Source organism: Brevundimonas sp. LjRoot202 (assembly GCF_964253355.1).
GTDB lineage: Bacteria > Pseudomonadota > Alphaproteobacteria > Caulobacterales > Caulobacteraceae > Brevundimonas.
Genome location: NZ_CAXUQW020000001.1, coordinates 681,602 through 696,628, shown reverse-complemented (window position 1 = coordinate 696,628; position 15,027 = coordinate 681,602). Strand labels below are relative to the sequence as shown.

At 69.4% G+C, this 15,027-nt stretch carries 16 protein-coding genes; 4 read left to right on the top strand and 12 right to left on the bottom strand.

The features are described from left to right. Positions 1-38: 38 nt before the first annotated feature. From rsmA to ACSQ1L_RS03800, 6 genes are all read right to left on the bottom strand, one after another. Positions 39-860 carry a 16S rRNA (adenine(1518)-N(6)/adenine(1519)-N(6))-dimethyltransferase RsmA gene (gene rsmA, locus ACSQ1L_RS03825; RefSeq protein WP_435992103.1) on the bottom strand — a complete coding sequence of 274 codons (822 nt, stop codon included), beginning with the start codon at positions 858-860 and terminating at the stop codon, positions 39-41. 127 nt (positions 861-987) lie between these two features. Next, on the bottom strand, positions 988-1,989 hold the full coding sequence (pdxA, locus tag ACSQ1L_RS03820) for a 4-hydroxythreonine-4-phosphate dehydrogenase PdxA (RefSeq protein WP_435992101.1): 1,002 nt from the start codon (positions 1,987-1,989) through the stop codon (positions 988-990). Continuing rightward, positions 1,986-3,326: a peptidylprolyl isomerase gene (locus ACSQ1L_RS03815; protein ID WP_435992099.1), complete on the bottom strand. Its 1,341-nt coding sequence runs from the start codon at positions 3,324-3,326 to the stop codon at positions 1,986-1,988. The genes pdxA and ACSQ1L_RS03815 overlap by 4 nt, the downstream gene beginning before the upstream one ends. Positions 3,327-3,424: 98 nt before the next feature. After that, complete coding sequence (locus ACSQ1L_RS03810) at positions 3,425-5,872, bottom strand: LPS-assembly protein LptD (protein ID WP_435992098.1); 2,448 nt, start codon at positions 5,870-5,872, stop codon at positions 3,425-3,427. A gap of 46 nt (positions 5,873-5,918) precedes the next feature. Further along, the gene (lptG, locus tag ACSQ1L_RS03805; RefSeq protein WP_435992096.1) at positions 5,919-7,037 is read right to left on the bottom strand and encodes an LPS export ABC transporter permease LptG; all 1,119 of its coding nucleotides are present in this window, start codon (positions 7,035-7,037) and stop codon (positions 5,919-5,921) included. Next, positions 7,034-8,167 carry an LptF/LptG family permease gene (locus ACSQ1L_RS03800; protein ID WP_435992094.1) on the bottom strand — a complete coding sequence of 378 codons (1,134 nt, stop codon included), beginning with the start codon at positions 8,165-8,167 and terminating at the stop codon, positions 7,034-7,036. Before ACSQ1L_RS03800 ends, lptG begins: the two co-directional genes overlap by 4 nt. A gap of 131 nt (positions 8,168-8,298) precedes the next feature. Here ACSQ1L_RS03800 and ACSQ1L_RS03795 point away from each other — a divergent pair, with 131 nt between their 5' ends. Next, on the top strand, positions 8,299-9,774 hold the full coding sequence (locus ACSQ1L_RS03795; protein WP_435992092.1) for a leucyl aminopeptidase: 1,476 nt from the start codon (positions 8,299-8,301) through the stop codon (positions 9,772-9,774). Positions 9,775-9,856: 82 nt separating this feature from the next. On the opposite strand, the gene ACSQ1L_RS03790 is transcribed toward ACSQ1L_RS03795, so the two are convergent. From ACSQ1L_RS03790 to ACSQ1L_RS03765, 6 genes are read right to left on the bottom strand one after another with little or no spacing between them, the layout of a single operon-like run. Next, positions 9,857-10,210, bottom strand: coding sequence for an I78 family peptidase inhibitor (locus ACSQ1L_RS03790; protein WP_435992090.1), 354 nt, complete (start codon positions 10,208-10,210; stop codon positions 9,857-9,859). Next, positions 10,201-10,473, bottom strand: a complete 273-nt coding sequence (locus tag ACSQ1L_RS03785) for a hemolysin (protein WP_435992088.1) — start codon at positions 10,471-10,473, stop codon at positions 10,201-10,203. Before ACSQ1L_RS03785 ends, ACSQ1L_RS03790 begins: the two co-directional genes overlap by 10 nt. Then, on the bottom strand, positions 10,470-10,748 hold the full coding sequence (locus ACSQ1L_RS03780) for an I78 family peptidase inhibitor (RefSeq protein ID WP_435992086.1): 279 nt from the start codon (positions 10,746-10,748) through the stop codon (positions 10,470-10,472). Before ACSQ1L_RS03780 ends, ACSQ1L_RS03785 begins: the two co-directional genes overlap by 4 nt. Before the next feature lie 22 nt (positions 10,749-10,770). After that, complete coding sequence (locus tag ACSQ1L_RS03775; RefSeq protein ID WP_435992084.1) at positions 10,771-11,076, bottom strand: hypothetical protein; 306 nt, start codon at positions 11,074-11,076, stop codon at positions 10,771-10,773. 5 nt (positions 11,077-11,081) lie between these two features. After that, a complete protein-coding gene (locus tag ACSQ1L_RS03770; protein WP_435992082.1) occupies positions 11,082-11,546 on the bottom strand; it encodes a DNA polymerase III subunit chi in 465 nt (154 codons plus the stop codon). A 25-nt stretch (positions 11,547-11,571) separates the two neighbouring features. Beyond that, on the bottom strand, positions 11,572-13,458 hold the full coding sequence (locus ACSQ1L_RS03765; RefSeq protein WP_435992080.1) for an ABC-F family ATP-binding cassette domain-containing protein: 1,887 nt from the start codon (positions 13,456-13,458) through the stop codon (positions 11,572-11,574). 144 nt (positions 13,459-13,602) lie between these two features. Here ACSQ1L_RS03765 and ndk point away from each other — a divergent pair, with 144 nt between their 5' ends. From ndk to ACSQ1L_RS03750, 3 genes are all read left to right on the top strand, one after another. Further along, positions 13,603-14,022 (top strand): nucleoside-diphosphate kinase, encoded by a 420-nt coding sequence (ndk, locus tag ACSQ1L_RS03760; protein WP_435992078.1) that lies wholly within the window; start codon positions 13,603-13,605, stop codon positions 14,020-14,022. An 86-nt stretch (positions 14,023-14,108) separates the two neighbouring features. After that, positions 14,109-14,762: a YoaK family protein gene (locus ACSQ1L_RS03755; protein ID WP_435992076.1), complete on the top strand. Its 654-nt coding sequence runs from the start codon at positions 14,109-14,111 to the stop codon at positions 14,760-14,762. 42 nt (positions 14,763-14,804) lie between these two features. After that, positions 14,805-15,017 (top strand): glycine zipper 2TM domain-containing protein, encoded by a 213-nt coding sequence (locus ACSQ1L_RS03750; protein WP_435992074.1) that lies wholly within the window; start codon positions 14,805-14,807, stop codon positions 15,015-15,017. Positions 15,018-15,027 lie beyond the last annotated feature (10 nt).

Below are 15,027 nucleotides of genomic sequence, written 5' to 3'. Positions count from 1 at the left end.
TGTTTTTTGAAAACGCCTCCAAGCCGACGGTCGCCTTGTCAGCTCGCCCCCAGCGCCGCCGCCAGCCGCAAAAACCCCGCCCCGTCCACCACCTCGGCCCGCGCGTCCGGCTCGATCCCCGCCGCCTCGCACAGCGCCGCGCCGCCCAGCGTCTTCAGGCTGGATCGCAGCATCTTCCGCCGCTGCCCGAAGGCTGCCGCCGTGACCCGCTCCAGCCGCTTCAGCGTCTCCCGGTCCGGCCGGTCGGCCCGCGGAACCAGATGCACCACCGCGCTCGCCACCTTGGGCGGCGGGGTGAAGGCGGCGGCGGGCAGGTGCATGACCAGCCTGGCCTCGCACACCGCCTGGGCGATGACCGCGAGCCGGCCGTAGGCGTCGTCCCCGGGCGCGGCCACGATGCGTTCGGCCACCTCCTTCTGGAACATCAGGGTCAGGGCGTGCGGCGTCCACGGGCCGGTCAGCCATTTGATCAGCAGGGCCGTGCCGACGTTGTACGGCAGGTTCGACACCACATGCGCCGGGCCTTCGACCAACTCGGCCTCGCGCACCTTCAGCGCGTCGCCCTCGACGATCGCGAGCCGCCCCGAGCCGTCGTCCAGTTCGGCCAGCAGCGGCAGGAAGCGCGGATCCTTCTCGACCAGCACCACCTTGCCGGCGTCGCTCTCCAGCAGCGCCCGCGTCAGCCCGCCGGGGCCCGGGCCCACCTCGATCACGCTCCGTCCCTCGAACGGCCCCGCCAGTCTGACGATCTTCCGCGTCACATTGAGGTCGAGCAGAAAATGCTGCCCGAAGCTCTTCTTCGCCAGCAGGCCGTGAGCGTCGAGCGTTTCGCGAAGGGAGGGGAGGTCGGCTGACGTCATTCAGCTTCATACGCAATCCTCCCCCGCAGGGGGAGGGGGACCATCCGGAGCCGAAGGCGAAGGAGGGTGGAGGGGGACTGCCGCCGCACGGCAGGAGAGACGCCAGACCTTCCCCTTGCCGGGAGGATTACGCGCTGCGTCTGACCGCCATCTCTCCCGCCAGCCGCACCGCCGCGATCAGGCTGTCCGCGCGCGCCACGCCCTTGCCCGCGATGTCGAACCCGGTCCCGTGGTCGGGCGACGTCCGCACCACCGGCAACCCCAGCGTCGCGTTGACGCCGCCCCAGAAGTCCAGCGTCTTGACCGGGATCAGCGCCTGATCGTGATACAGGCACAGCACCGCGTCGTAGCCGGCGCGGGCCTCGTCGTGGAACAGGGTGTCGGCGGGCTGGGGATCGGTGATGTCGACGCCCTCGCCGCGCAGCGCCGCCGCTGCCGGGACCAGCACCTCGATCTCCTCCAGCCCCAGCGCGCCACTCTCGCCGGCGTGCGGGTTCAGCGCGGCCAGGGCCAGCCGGGGCCGGGCGATGCCGAAGTCGCGCCGCATCGCCTCGTGCACGACCCGGGCGGTTCGGGTCACCCGTTCGGCGGTGACCAGTTCGGGAACCTCGGCCAGCGGCGAGTGGATCGTCACCAGGCAGGCGCGCAGGTCTTTCGCGGTCAGCATCATCACCGGCCCGCGCACGCCGCTGAACGGCGCGTCGGCGGTCAGTTCGGCGATGAACTCGGTATGGCCCGGGAAGCGGAAGCCGGCGGCGTACAGCGGGGCCTTGGCGATCGGGGCGGTGACGAGGCCGGCGACCTCGCCGGCCATGGCCAGGTTGACCGCCTGCTCGATCCAGTCGGCCACCGTTCCGGCGTTGCCGGCGTCGGGTCGGCCCGGCCGGACCGGGGCGGGCAGGGGGATGTCGAGCACGGGCACGGCGCGGGCGAACACGGCGGCGGCGTCCGACGGTGCGGTGACCGCCTGTACGGGTACGCCCTGCGCCCGCATCAGGGCGGCGTCGCCGACGACGACGAAGGCCGCGCCGTCGCCGGCCTTCAGCGCCGCCCAGGCGCGGGCGATGATCTCGGGTCCCACGCCCGCCGGCTCGCCCATGGTCAGGGCCAGCGGCGGGCCGGCTGTCACTGCTTGTACTCGATCAGGGCGTCTTCACGCAGGTCGCGCATGTAGCGCCGGGCCAGCGTGGCCAGGTTCTGGCGGAACAACTGGTTCTCGACCACCTGTTGGTTCGGGGCCTCCGCCCCGCCGGCGCGGCGGCCGCAGACGCCGAGCAGGTGCAGGCCCAGAGGGGTGCGGACCGGCGAGCTGACCGATCCGACCGGAGCCGAGCGCGCCACCTGCTGGAACTGCGGGGCCAGGTTCTGGACATCGGCCTCGCCCAGGTCGGCGCCGAGCAGGCCCTGCTCGGACGTGGCCCGTTGCAGCATGGTGTCGCAGGTCAGCTGAGGCCGCAGGGCCTCCAGCCTTTGCGCCGCCGCGGCCACCTCGGCCTCGGTGGCGGTTTCCGGCAGCTCGACCATCACCTGCTTCAGCTGCACCAGGTTGATCGCCGCCCCGTCGCGCTTGTCACGCATGTAGATGATGTAGACGCCGCCCTCGACCGGGATCGGCCGGGACAGCTGACCGACTTCGAGTTGATCCATCGCCGTCTGCAAGGTCGGATTGACGGTGCCGGCGACCACCCAGCCGGCGTCGCCGCCACGGGTCGCCGAGGGCGCCGAAGAGAACTGCTGCGCCACGGCCTGGAAGGGCGCGCCCTGGACCATCTGCTGGACCAGCTGGTTGGCGCCGTTCAACGCGGCCTGCTGGCCGCCGACCCGCGCGGCCTCGATGTAGATTTCGCCGATCAGATACTGCTTCTTGGACGCGGCCTCGGAAATCTGGCGCAGCGCGGCGTCGACGGCGCCCCTGCTGACACGCGCGCGGCTCTGGAAACGGCCGCCGACCAGCCGTTGCCAGCCGATCTGGGTGCGCAGCTGTTCGCGCAGCGTCTGCGGGCGAATGCCGCCGGCCTCGAGAAAGGACAGATAGGCTTCGGGAGCCGCGCCGACTTCCTGGGCCATGGCGGCGATCTCCTCGCTGACCTCCTGGTCGGTGACGACGAGATCCTCGTAATTGGCCAACTCCTGCACCTGCAGGCGCTCGTCAATGAGGGCGTTCAGGGCTTCCTGCTGGATGGCCGGAATGTTCTCGGGCGTCGGCTGGACCTGGGTCATGGCGATCAGCAGCAGCATGCGCTGGCGCAGGTCGTAGCCGGTGATGACGCTGTCGTTGACGGTGGCCAGGATGCCGTCGGCCATCTGGAACTGCGGAGCGGCGGCCGGCGCGGCGGGCGGCGCCTGCTCGGCCGCGGGGTTCAACGTCCCCGCCGCCGCCGGTTCCTGCGGCGCGGTCTGGGCCACGGCCGTTCCGGCCAGGAGGGCGGCGATCGCCACGCCCGTCAAGTAACGCTGAAAACGCATGTTAGTCCTGGTTCCTCAAGCGGCGCGGCCGGTTCGAGCCCGGTTCTGGCGACCTGCGCGCAACCGAAATCGCGCGCCGGCCGGCGCCCGTCGCCCCGTCAATATCCTGTACCGCCGAAAGTGGCGAGGGTTAGGCGCACATAAGGGCCTTCCGAGGGACCGGAGGGCCTCACGCTGGTGTTGTCGCGCCGCCAGCCCAGTTCGAACCGGAAGCATTCGTCGTCGAACAGAACGCCGATCTCGGACTGAACCAGGTAGCCCGGGTCGGGCTGGCCCGGCCGCGGGGTGCGCTCCAGATCGGCGATGCCCGAGAAGGCCACGCCCCAGTTGCCGTAGACGAACTGCTGTCCCGCCAGTTGCAGGAATTCGTAGTTGCGGTTGTTCGGACCGGCCAGGGGGTTCGAACGGTCGATGATATAGCTGACCGTGGCCAGGTTGCGCCGTCCCCAGCGTCCGTCGACCGCGATTTCGGCCCGCCGGACGTTGCCGCTTGAATCGAGCGTCGCGTGGCCCCAGCCGCGAATACGGTCCGACGGCGAGAAATCAGCCTGGACCACCCAGTCCGAGGTGTCGGATGCCAGCCCCGTCGGGTCATAGAGCTGGGCCGGCGCGTCAGGCACGGGCACGAGGAAGGCCGGCTCCTCTTCGGCGCGCAGGCTCCGGCCGATGAACAGGCTGGCCTGCCGGCCCTCTTCCCAGCGCAGCGTGGTGCGCACGCCTGTCGTAAGGCGCAGGCCGCCCTCGTACAGGTCGTAGCCGGGGAAGCGGTCGACGCGGAACAGCGAACTCTCGTCCAGCTCGACCGTCTGGCTGTCCTCGTTGGGCAGGCGAGGGTCGAGGTCGGCATCGGTTGAAATCGACAGCTGCGCCATCGGCTCGAGGATCATGTCCGCCGTACCGAAGCGCCGGATCAGCGGATAGCGGACGTCGACACCGGCGGTGGCCCGGCCCCGGCCGAGTGTTTCCTCCTCGAGCCCGAGCGCCGGAGGCAGGTCGCCGACCGAATAGAGGTCGGCGCGCAGATCGACGAACGGCTCCCAACGCACGCCCATCTCCGAGATCATCGTCCGGCGCCAGTCGACCTGGCCCGAGACCCGGCGGCTGTCCACGCCCGGCAGGCCGAGGGTCGGCCCCGGAAGCGTGATTTCGGGCCGCAGAACCGGGCTGCCGACATAGTCGTCGCGATAGAGCGAAACCGCCGAGCCGCGCAGGCGCAGCCGTCCCCCGAACACCGGCCCGTCCGGCTCCCACCTGGCCTCGATCAACGGCGCGACCACGGGCAACGCCCCGTCGTCCTCGAACTGGTTCAGCGCCGGGGTGACCGGATCGAAGCGAACCACGCGGAGGCTCTGCAGCGCGAAGGCGGCGACCGACACGTAGGACCGGTCGGTCTGGTGCTCGGTGTAGACCTGACTGATCAGCCGCCGCTGGTCGCCGTAGTACAGGCCGTTGTCCTGATAGGGATCGCGGACGTCGTAACGGTCGAACAGGGTCTTGTCCGAGGTTCGCTCCGCGGTGAACCCCCAGCGCCACGGGCCCGCGGGATCGAACCGCCCGTGGCCGAGGAAATAGCTGCGGCTGGTGCGGTCGCCGAACTTGACGTTGCTCTCGGCGTCGCCGTCGCCGTCCAGATCGAAGTCGCCGAAATTCCGCTCGTAGGTGTAGCCGCCGCGCAGCACGACGATTCCATTCTCGAACCGACGCCGCCATTGCAGGTTCAGCAGCGGCGAAACCCGGCTGTTGAACTGCGGACTGATCAGCCAGTCCTCCGATGGGGAGACGACCTGCAGATAGGGTAGCTCGAGACTGACGCCCCGGCCCTCGTCATAGCTGGGCGTGGGCACGAGAAAGCCCGAGGCCCGTTCGACCGTCGGGTCCGGATGGGCGAAATACGGCAGGTAGAGCACCGGCACGCCGCCGACCCGGAACACCGCGTTGCGATACAGCACCGCGCGCAGGCTTTCGTCCTGGACCACCTTCTCCGCCTGGATGGCGATGCTGGGTTCCTTCGGGTTCCCCTCGGCGTCGCAGATCGGGCAGGGGGTGAACAGGGCGTAGTTCAGTTCACTGACGTTCTCGCTGCGCCGCACCGCCGTCGCCGCCATCAGGCTGGCCCCGTTGCGGAAGCGAGTCGCGAAATCCACCGCCACGCCCGCCTTCAGGTCGGAGTCGAGCTCCAGATGGCTGGCGAAGATGACATTGCCTTCCGGATCGACGAATTCGACCCGGTCGTCGGCCGTGGCCACCCCGAGGTTCAGGTCGTAGCTCAGCCGACCGGCGCGAAGCGTGGTGTTGCGGAAGCGGGCCAGCACCCGCTCGGTCTCGCCGGTCGCGCTGATCACGTCGCCCTCGCGCAAGGCGACGTCGGCTTCCAGATAGACCGCGTCCGGCGTCAGGCCGTCGGGACCGACCACCGGCGGGGCGGTGGGCGCCGGAGCGTCCTGGGCCTGCGCCGCGCCGCTCCATGACGCCAGGGCCACGACGGCGGCGCCGGCCAGAAGCCGGAGGCGCAGGCCTCCCGTATCGACGCGGCGGTGACGCGGCATTCAGGCTCACTCGGTGGACGGTGGGGAACGAAGGGCGGGCGTTCGCTTACCCGTCTTCGGTATAGAACAGCAAGGTGAAGGCGGCGAGCGCCGTCAACAACGGCGGCAGCCACGCGGCCAGCCACGGCGGGATGACCTCGGCCGAACCGAAGGCCGACGCGGCCTGGTTGACGAAGAAGAAGCCGAAGCCGAGCACCACCGCCGCCAGGCTCATCCGCGCCAGGTCGCCCAGCCGCATGAGGCGTAGCGAGAAGGCGGCCGCCAGGATCGACATGGCCGCGAACATCAGCGGCGTGGCCAGCAGTTGTTGCAGCCGCAGCCGGTAGGCTGTGCTCGAGAACCCTGCGGCCTCGACCCGTCCGATCTGGCCCGGAAGCGACCAGAACGGCGTCGATTGCGGTCGGGCGAACCGTTCGAAGGCCTCCTCGTCGGCGAGGCTGGAGAGCAGGTCCAGCGTCTCATAGCGCACGGCCCTCTGGCCGATCTGGGCCCCGACGGCGTCGAGCAGCCGCCACCGTCCCGCGTTCAGCGAGGCGGAGGCCGCGTCGATGCGTTCGCGGAAGGACCGGTGTCCCTCGTCGTCGGTGGCGTAGATGAAGAAGGTTACGCCCAGCAGGCGGGCGTTGGCGCGGTCCTGCCGGTCGGCGCGGATGACCATCTGCCGGGTGTCGTCGCCCTCCCGAATCCACACGGTCTCCGACGCGTTCGCCGACCCGGACAGGCGGGTTCGCTCGCGCTGGAACAGGCCGTCCGCCGAGGCCGCCAAAGGGCCGAGCGCCGTGACCGTGATCACGCCGAACAGGAAGGCCGCGCCGGCCGCCGGCAAGACGAACCGCCACGCCGACAGGCCCGCCGCGCGCATGGCGATCAGCTCGCTGCGCCGGTTCAGCGCCACGAACGCGGCGAGGGTGCCGAACAGGAAGACGAACGGCAGGAGCTGGACGATGACCTGCGGCGACTTCAGCAGCATCAGGCCGAGGATGCGCACCGCCGACAGGTCGACGTCCGAACCGACGCCACGCGAGATCTCGACGAAGTCGATCAGCATGATCAGGGCCGAGATGACGCCCAGCGCGATGGCCAGCGAGCGCGCCTGCTGGACCAGCACATAGCGTTCGATCCGGCCTAGCCGGAGCCAGGTCCGGGTCTGGTCTGCCGCGCTCATGCGAACCTCGCCTTCAGTCGCTCGAAGGCGGGCCAGGACCGCCGCCGGCGCGGCTTCAGCGCCCGGAACAGCAGCCGCAGGGCTATGGCCGTCCCGGCGATGGGCAGCAGGTACTGGAATACGTTGAGCCAGCCGTTCCACGCGCTCGCGGCCACGATGCCGTAGCCGACGATGCGGATGATCAGGAAGGCGCCCGCGACCCGGGCGATGCGCAGGCTGTAGCCGGTGCGGCTGAACTGGCCGCCAAGTATGGCCGACAGCGCCATGGCCATCGCCAAAAGCGCGTACAGCGGCGCCGACAGGCGCGAGTGGGCTTCGGCCCGCAGTTCGCCGGCGGATCCCACCCGCTCCAGATCCTGTGGCGACGGATTGAGAAGCTGGGGCAGGTAGAGGTCCGACGGCTTGTAGCGGATCGTATCCGTCACCTCGGAGTACTGGCCAAGCGGCACGTCCTGTCGGCCGAACGACAGATGCTCCAGAACGCCGCGGCTGGAATAGCGCTGCCACGACCCGTCGATCAGGGTCAGGATCGGCTCGCCGTCGATGCGCGAGAAGCGGGCCTCCGCCGCGTCCCAGGTCGTCACCCGGTCTTCCCCGGCCTGGTAGATGAAGATGTTCTTGAGCAGGCCGTTCTGCTCGATCTGCTGGACATAGACGGTCAGCCCGTCCGGCCCCTCGACGAAGCGGCCCTCCTCGACCAGCAGGGCGGCGAGATCGGTGCGCACCGCGAAGGCCTCGGCGCGCGCCTGGCGTTGCGCCCACGGCTGCAGGACGGTGGTGACGACCAGGGTCAGGACGGCGGCGATGGCGGCGATGCGCACGGCGGGCCGAATCGCCGACCAGCGGGTGACGCCGGAAGCGAACACGGCGGTCAGCTCCTGTTCGCGCTGCAGGCGAGTGAGGGCGATCAGGGCGCCGACGAACAGGCCGATCGGGACGATCACCGCCAGAAGTTGAGGAACGGCGAGGAGCGTCAGCTTGACCATCACCCCGACGCTCTGACCGCGCTCGACGATAACCTCGAGTTGATCGAGGCTCTGGCTAAGGATGCCGATCCCGGCCAGCGCGGCGCACGCTCCGACGACGGGTCGGGCGATCTGGCGAAAAAGATAGCCTTGAATCAGCGTCATATACGGAGGAAATCGCCCGTTGCAGGCGGCGGCCGGAACGCCTCTAATACACATCCCCGCGCATCGGCGACAGTCGCCGCGCGCGACCCTGTAAGCAAGTCCGGGACATTCAATTCCGGCGGGAGTAGCCCATGAAGATCGAGTTCGTCGCGTCCGCCAGCGGAGCCGAAGTGCTGGCCGTTCTGGTTCACGAGGGCAGGGCCCTGCACGGGACGGGCGGAAACCTCGATACGGCGGCCTCGGGCGCCCTGACCCGGGCGATGAACGCCAGCCGCTTCACCGGCGGTTCGAACAGCACCCTGGTGGTCGCGGCGCCGGCCGGCGTCGGCGCGGACACGATCGTGCTGACGGGCGGCGGCGAGGCCGGCAAATTCGACGATCTGGCGCTCGAGACCGCCGCCGGCGCCGCCTATCACGCCGTCAAGCTGTCGGGCGCGAAGTCGCTGACCATCGACGCCTACGCCCTGTCCGCCGAACAGGCCGCCCGCGCCGCCTTCGCGGCCCGGCTGGCCGCCTACCGCTTCCTGAAATACCGCACCACGCTGAAGCCCGAGAAGACGCCGTCGATCGAGACGGTCAAGGTCGTCGCCGCCGACGTGACGGCGGCCAAGGCCGCCTATGACAAGCTGTCCCCGGTGGCCGACGCCGTCGAGTTCGCGCGCGATCTGGTCAGCGAACCCGCCAACGTCCTGTACCCCGTCGAATACGCCAAACGCGCCAAGGCGCTGGAGAAGCTGGGTCTCGAAGTCGAGATCCTCGGCGAGAAGGAGCTGGAGAAGCTGGGCTTCCGCACCCTGCTGGCCGTGGGTCAGGGCAGTGTCCGCGAGAGCCAGGTCGCCATCATGAAATGGAACGGCGGCAAGAAGGGCGAGCAGCCGATCGCCTTCGTCGGCAAGGGCGTCTGCTTCGACACCGGCGGCATCTCCATCAAGCCGGCCGACGGCATGGAGGAAATGAAGTGGGATATGGGCGGTTCCGCCGCCGTGACCGGCCTGATGCATGCGCTGGCGGGCCGCAAGGCCAAGGTCAACGCCATCGGCGTGATCGGTCTGGTCGAGAACATGCCGGACGGCGCAGCCCAGCGCCCCGGCGACGTGGTCATGTCCCTCTCGGGCCAGTCGGTCGAGGTGCTGAACACCGACGCCGAGGGCCGCCTCGTGCTGGCCGACTGCCTCTGGTACACCCAGGAGCGGTTCAAGCCGAAATTCATGCTCGACCTGGCCACCCTCACCGGCGCGATGATCGTCGCCCTGGGTCTGGAGTATGCGGGCGTGTTCTCGAACTCGGATGAACTGGCGAACAACTTCCTCGCCGCGGCGCCCAAGGTCGGCGAGAACGCCTGGCGCATGCCGATCCCGGCCGCCTACGAGCGTCACATCGACAGCCCGATCGCCGACGTGAAGAACACCGGCAACGGTCGCGCCGGCGGTTCGATCACCGCCGCCCTGTTCCTGCAGCGTTTCACCAACGGCGTGCCGTGGGCCCACATAGACATCGCCCCGACCGCCTGGGTGAAGGACAGCAAGTCACCGACCGTGCCGGACGGCGCCGTCGGCTGGGGCGTCCGCACGCTGGACCGGATGGTGGCGGACTCCTACGAGGCCTGACGAGAGTCTCTCTCCCGGAGGGGAAGGGCGACCGGCGGGGCTGTGGCTCCGCCGGTCGCGAGGCTCATGGTCGGTACGCGGATCAGCCGCAGCTGAGGCGCACCACGGTCTGGCTATCCGGATCGATCTCGATGTTGAGCCGGTTCGGACGCAGGTCCTGGGTGACGGGCTGGCCGGTTTCGAAAATGCGCCAGTCGGCGTCGGCGGGGGCCGACGGCAGGTCCGACCGGGCGCGGCCGACCCAGCTCTGACGCTCGGCTGCGCCGCAGGCGTCGGTCGGAGCCGGCGTCGCGGGGTCGTTGGTCGCCGGGGGCGTCGGACGTGGTTCCGACGGCGCAGGCGTGGTGGCTTCGTCGGCCGGCGCCGACGGGGGAGCCTGTTCGGTGCAGGCCGCGAGCGCCACCACGGTGGCGAGGGATATGACGATCAACCGCATTCTACGCTCCTGATAATGCCCGAGGCCTGATCGAAGCGGATATTGAGCCGGTCAGGACGCAGGTCCTTGGTGGTTGGACAGGTGGTGCAGACGATGCGGACATTGGCGTCCGCCGGAAAACTGACCGCCCCCACGTGCGTGCCGATCAGCGAGCGGGCGGCCTCGGCGCCGCACTGTTGCAAGTCGGAGGACGGCGGGGTTTCGGCCACCGGCGCGCATGCTGCCAGCGCCAATGCCACGAAACCGGGGAAGACCGCCCTCATCCGCATTTGACCTCGCGAATGACGCCGCTGGATTCCTCGTAGAAGATGTTCAGCCGGCTGGGGCTGTAGTCCATCGTCACGGGACAGGTGGTGCAGGTCACGCGCCAGGTCTCATTGGCCGGCTGGGATGGCAGCTCGGACCGGTGACGGCCGATATATTGCTGGTACCGGTCGGCCCGGCACTGGGACAGGTCGTCGCCCGGCGGCGCGGGCTCGATCGGCGCGCAGGCGGCGGCCAGCAGACCGGCGGCGAGGCTGAGCAACTGGATTTTCATGGCGCGTCTCCCGTGGGCGGCCTCAGCCGCAGCGGACCTGTTCGATGATGTTGGTCTGTTCGTCGAAGAAGATGTTCAGGCGATGGGGGGAATAGTCCTCGGTCACGGGGCAGGTCGTGCAGGTCACCCTGCGATTGACCACATCCACCGGAACGGGGATCTCGGTCTTCAGTTTCCCAACCAGCCACTGCATTTCGCCGGCGCGGCAGAGATCGGTCGTCGGATTGGCGGGGCGGACGCCCACCGGCTGGCTCATCTGGGCCTTTTCGACGGCGCGCGGCGCGGGCGCGTCCGAGGCCGGGGTTTCGCACCCGGCCAGCGCCGCCAACGCGATCAGGCCGCCTTTTCCCAGCGTCCTTCGGGCGACTGCTTCCAGTAGGCGAGGTTGGCTCCGGCGTCCTTCAGCGTCTTCCAGCGCACCCGGGCCGCGGTCAGCGCCGCCTCGTCCCTGCCGTCGAAGATGATGAAGCATCGATCGAACCCTTTCGTATCGCCAAGCTCTGTGTCGTCCACGATGAACAGCGCCTGAGCGCCGTTCGGGTTCTCACCGGTCTGCGTCAGCAGGATCGGCTGGCGGGCCGCTTCGGGTTCCGAGGCCCGGCCGTGGGCCAGGAAACTGTCGTCCCGGTAGGTCCAGAGCCGTTCATCTATGTCGTCGAGCAGACGCTCGCCGGCGGCGCGAACCAGCGCCCGCCAGCCCCGCTCCCGCGTCTTCTCCAGCAGGCCGGGCAGCACCTGGTCGAGCGTCGAGCGCTCAAGGTGGTAGAACCAGATTTCGGGGGCGGGGGTGACGCTCATGTCCATCCCCGCAAGAATGGCCGGTTCAGGCGACCTCCGCCAGCGCTTCCTCGGCCTGCATCCACGCGGCTTCCGCTGCTTCCAGATCGGCCTGGGTCTTCGCCCGCGCCCGGGTCAGCCCCTCCAGCGCCTTCGGATTGTTGATCGCGGCGTTGGCCAGATCATCGTCGATGCGCGCCACCTCGGCGGTCAGGGCGGCCATCCGCTCCTCGGCCTTCTTTACCGCGTGGCGCAGGGTCGAGGGCGAGGGGCCGGACTTCTTGTCGGCCTTCTTCGCCGGCGCTCCCGCAGGCGCCGGCTTCGCCTCCGCTTCCACCTTGATCTGACTGGGCTTCACCGCGGCCTGTTTCGCCCGGTCCAGCACGAACTTCGCATAGTCGTCCATGTCCCCGTCATAGGGCTTCACCGTTCCGTCAGCCGCCAGCCACAGCCGGTCGGCGACCAGCTCCATCAGCGAACGGTCGTGGGTGATCAGGATGACCGCGCCCGAATACTCGTTCAGCGCGTCCAGCAGCGCCCGGCGGCTGTCGATGTCGAGGTGGTTGGTCGGTTCGTCGAGGATCAGGATGTGCGGTGCGTCCATCGCCACCTGGTTGAGCAGCAGCCGCGCCCGCTCGCCGCCAGAGAGCGAGGCCACGGTGGTTTCCTGCTTCTCGTAGCCCAGCCCCCACTGCGCCAGCTTCGAGCGCCGGCTGCTCTCGGTCGCATCCGGCATCGCCCGCCGGACGATCTCCAGCGGCGTGTCGGTCGGGTCCATGGCCTCGATCTGGTGCTGGTGGAACCAGCCCACGCGCATCTTGCGGTCGCGGTGCAGTTCGCCGCTTTCGACGTTCAGCGCGCCGGCGATCATCTTGGCGAAGGTCGACTTGCCGGCGCCGTTGACGCCGAGCAGGCCGATGCGGTCGTCCAGATCCATGCGCAGGTTGAGATTGCGCAGGATCGGCTTGCCCGGCTCATAGCCGACATTGGCCTGTTCCAGCCGGATCAGCGGCGGGGCCAGCGGGCGCGGCGGCGAGGGCAGGGTGAAGGGCGCGACCCGCTCCTCTATGGTCGTGGCCACCGGCTGCATCTTGGCCAGCCGCTTCATCCGTGACTGGGCCTGGGCGGCCTTGGAGGCCTTGGCCTTGAAGCGGTCGACGAAGGCCTGCAGGTGGGCGCGCTCGGCGTCCTGCTTGGCCTTGGCCGACAGTTGCAGCCTGGCCTTCTCGGCGCGGGCCTTTTCGAACTGGCCGTAGTTGCCGGTGTAGAGCTCCAGCGTCCGGTTCGCGAGGTGCAGGATGTGGGTGCAGCAGTTATCCAGCAGTTCGCGGTCGTGGCTGATGATCAGGGCGGTGTGCGGGTATTTCTTCAGCCGCGCTTCCAGCCACAGCGCCCCTTCGAGATCGAGGTAGTTGGTCGGCTCGTCGAGCAGCAGCATGTCCGGCTCGGCGAACAGGGCCGCCGCCAGCGCCACCCGCATGCGCCAGCCGCCGGAGAACTCCGACATCGGCCGTTGCTGGTTCTCCTGGTCGAAGCCGAGGCCGACGAGGATTTCGGACGCCCGGGCCGGAGCGGCGTCGGAGTCGATCTCGATCAGTCGGGTCCAGATCTCGCCCATCTCCTCGGGCTCGGCGGTCTCCAGCCGGGTCAGCAGGTCGTGGCGTTCGACATCCGCCTCGAGGATGGTCTCCAGCACGCTGACCGGCGTGGCGGGGTGTTCCTGGTCGACCGAGCCGATGCGCGCGGTCTTGGGCAGGCTGATCTCGTCGCCGCCGGCGGCCAGTTCGCCGAGGATCAGCTTGAACAGGGTCGACTTGCCGATGCCGTTGCGGCCCACGAGGCCGACCTTGGCCCCGGGGGGCAGGCTGACGGAGGCGTCCTCGAGGAATTTCCGCCCCCAGGCGTTGAAGGTCAGGTCGGTGATCTGGAGCATGACGAGAAGAAAAAACCTTGTCCCTCAAGCAGCAAGGCGCCGCGCGCCGGGCGATAGGGACACAAGAAAGAGGGACGGTTGGAAACCGGGGAGGGCGCGTCTATAAGCCCGCCACCCTCAATCTCCCAACAAGAAGTCACTCCCATGACCGAACGTACGTTCTCGATCATCAAGCCCGACGCCACGCGCCGCAACCTGACCGGCGCCATCAACGCCGTGATCGAGGGCGCCGGCCTGCGCATCGTCGCCCAGCGCCGCGTCAAGCTGACCGAGGCCCAGGCGAAGAAATTCTACGAAGTTCACGCCGAGCGTCCGTTCTACGGCGAACTGGTCTCGCAGATGACCGCCGAGCCGGTCGTGGTCCAGGTGCTGGAAGGCCCGAACGCCGTCGCCGCCTACCGCGAAGTCATGGGCGCCACCAACCCGAAGGACGCCGCTGACGGCACCATCCGCAAGTCGTTCGCCCTGTCGATCGGCGAGAACTCGGTGCACGGCTCGGACTCGATCGAGAACGCCGGCATCGAGATCGCCCAGTTCTTCACGGACGACCAGATCGTCGGCTGATTGCTGACCCTTCCTGGATCAGATCGCGGCCGGATCGGTGACGATCCGGCCGTTGTCGTGTCAGGCTCCCGGCGGAAGCGAGTCGGATGAGAGAATACGGACACAGAGGAGTGCTGCTGGCCGCCAGCCTGTCGGCGCTGGCCGGATTCGTCGACGCCGTCGGCTTCATGACGCTGGGCGGCTTCTTCGTCTCCTTCATGAGCGGGAACCTGACGCGGCTGGGCGTCGGGGCGGCGACGGGCCGCTGGGACCAGGCCGCGCTGGCGGCGGGTCTGATCGGGCTGTTCGTCCTCGGCGTGATCGCGGGCGCCCTGGCGGCTCGGCGGGCGGGGGAGGGGCGGCGTTCGGCGGTGCTGGCGGTGGAGGCCGCGCTCCTGCTCGCGGCGGCGGGCCTATGCGCCGTCGGCTGGAACGGACCGGGCATGGCGGCCGTGGTGCTGGCCATGGGCGTCGAGAACGCGGTGTTCCAGCGCCAGGGCGACGTCGGCGTGGGGCTCACCTACATGACCGGCACGCTAGTGCGGATGGGGCAGCGCCTCGCCACGGCCTTGTGCGGCGGACCGCGGTGGGAGTGGGTGCCGTTCCTGCTCCTGTGGGTCGGCCTGACGGCGGGCGGCGCGCTGGGGGCGGCGGCCTTTCTCCTCTGGGGCCTGCTGACGCTGTGGTTCGCCTGCGCGGTGGTCGTCTTCCTGGCCATAGCCGTGCGGCTGGCCGAGAATCGGGCGGAACGGGCCGGATAGCGGAACGTTGTCCCGGGGCCTCATCTCCCCAGAGGAACAACCATGAAAACCCTGCTCAAGCTCTCTTCCGCCGCCGCCGCCGTGACGCTTCTCGCGGCCTGCGGCACCACTGTTGAACAACGCGCCGCGACCGGCGCCCTCGCCGGCGCGGCCGCTGGTCAGGTTATCGGCGGCAATACCGAAGCGACCGTCGCCGGCGCCGTGGTTGGCGGCGTGGCCGGCGCGGCCACCACTCCTCGCCGTCGCCCCCGCTGATCTGGCGATC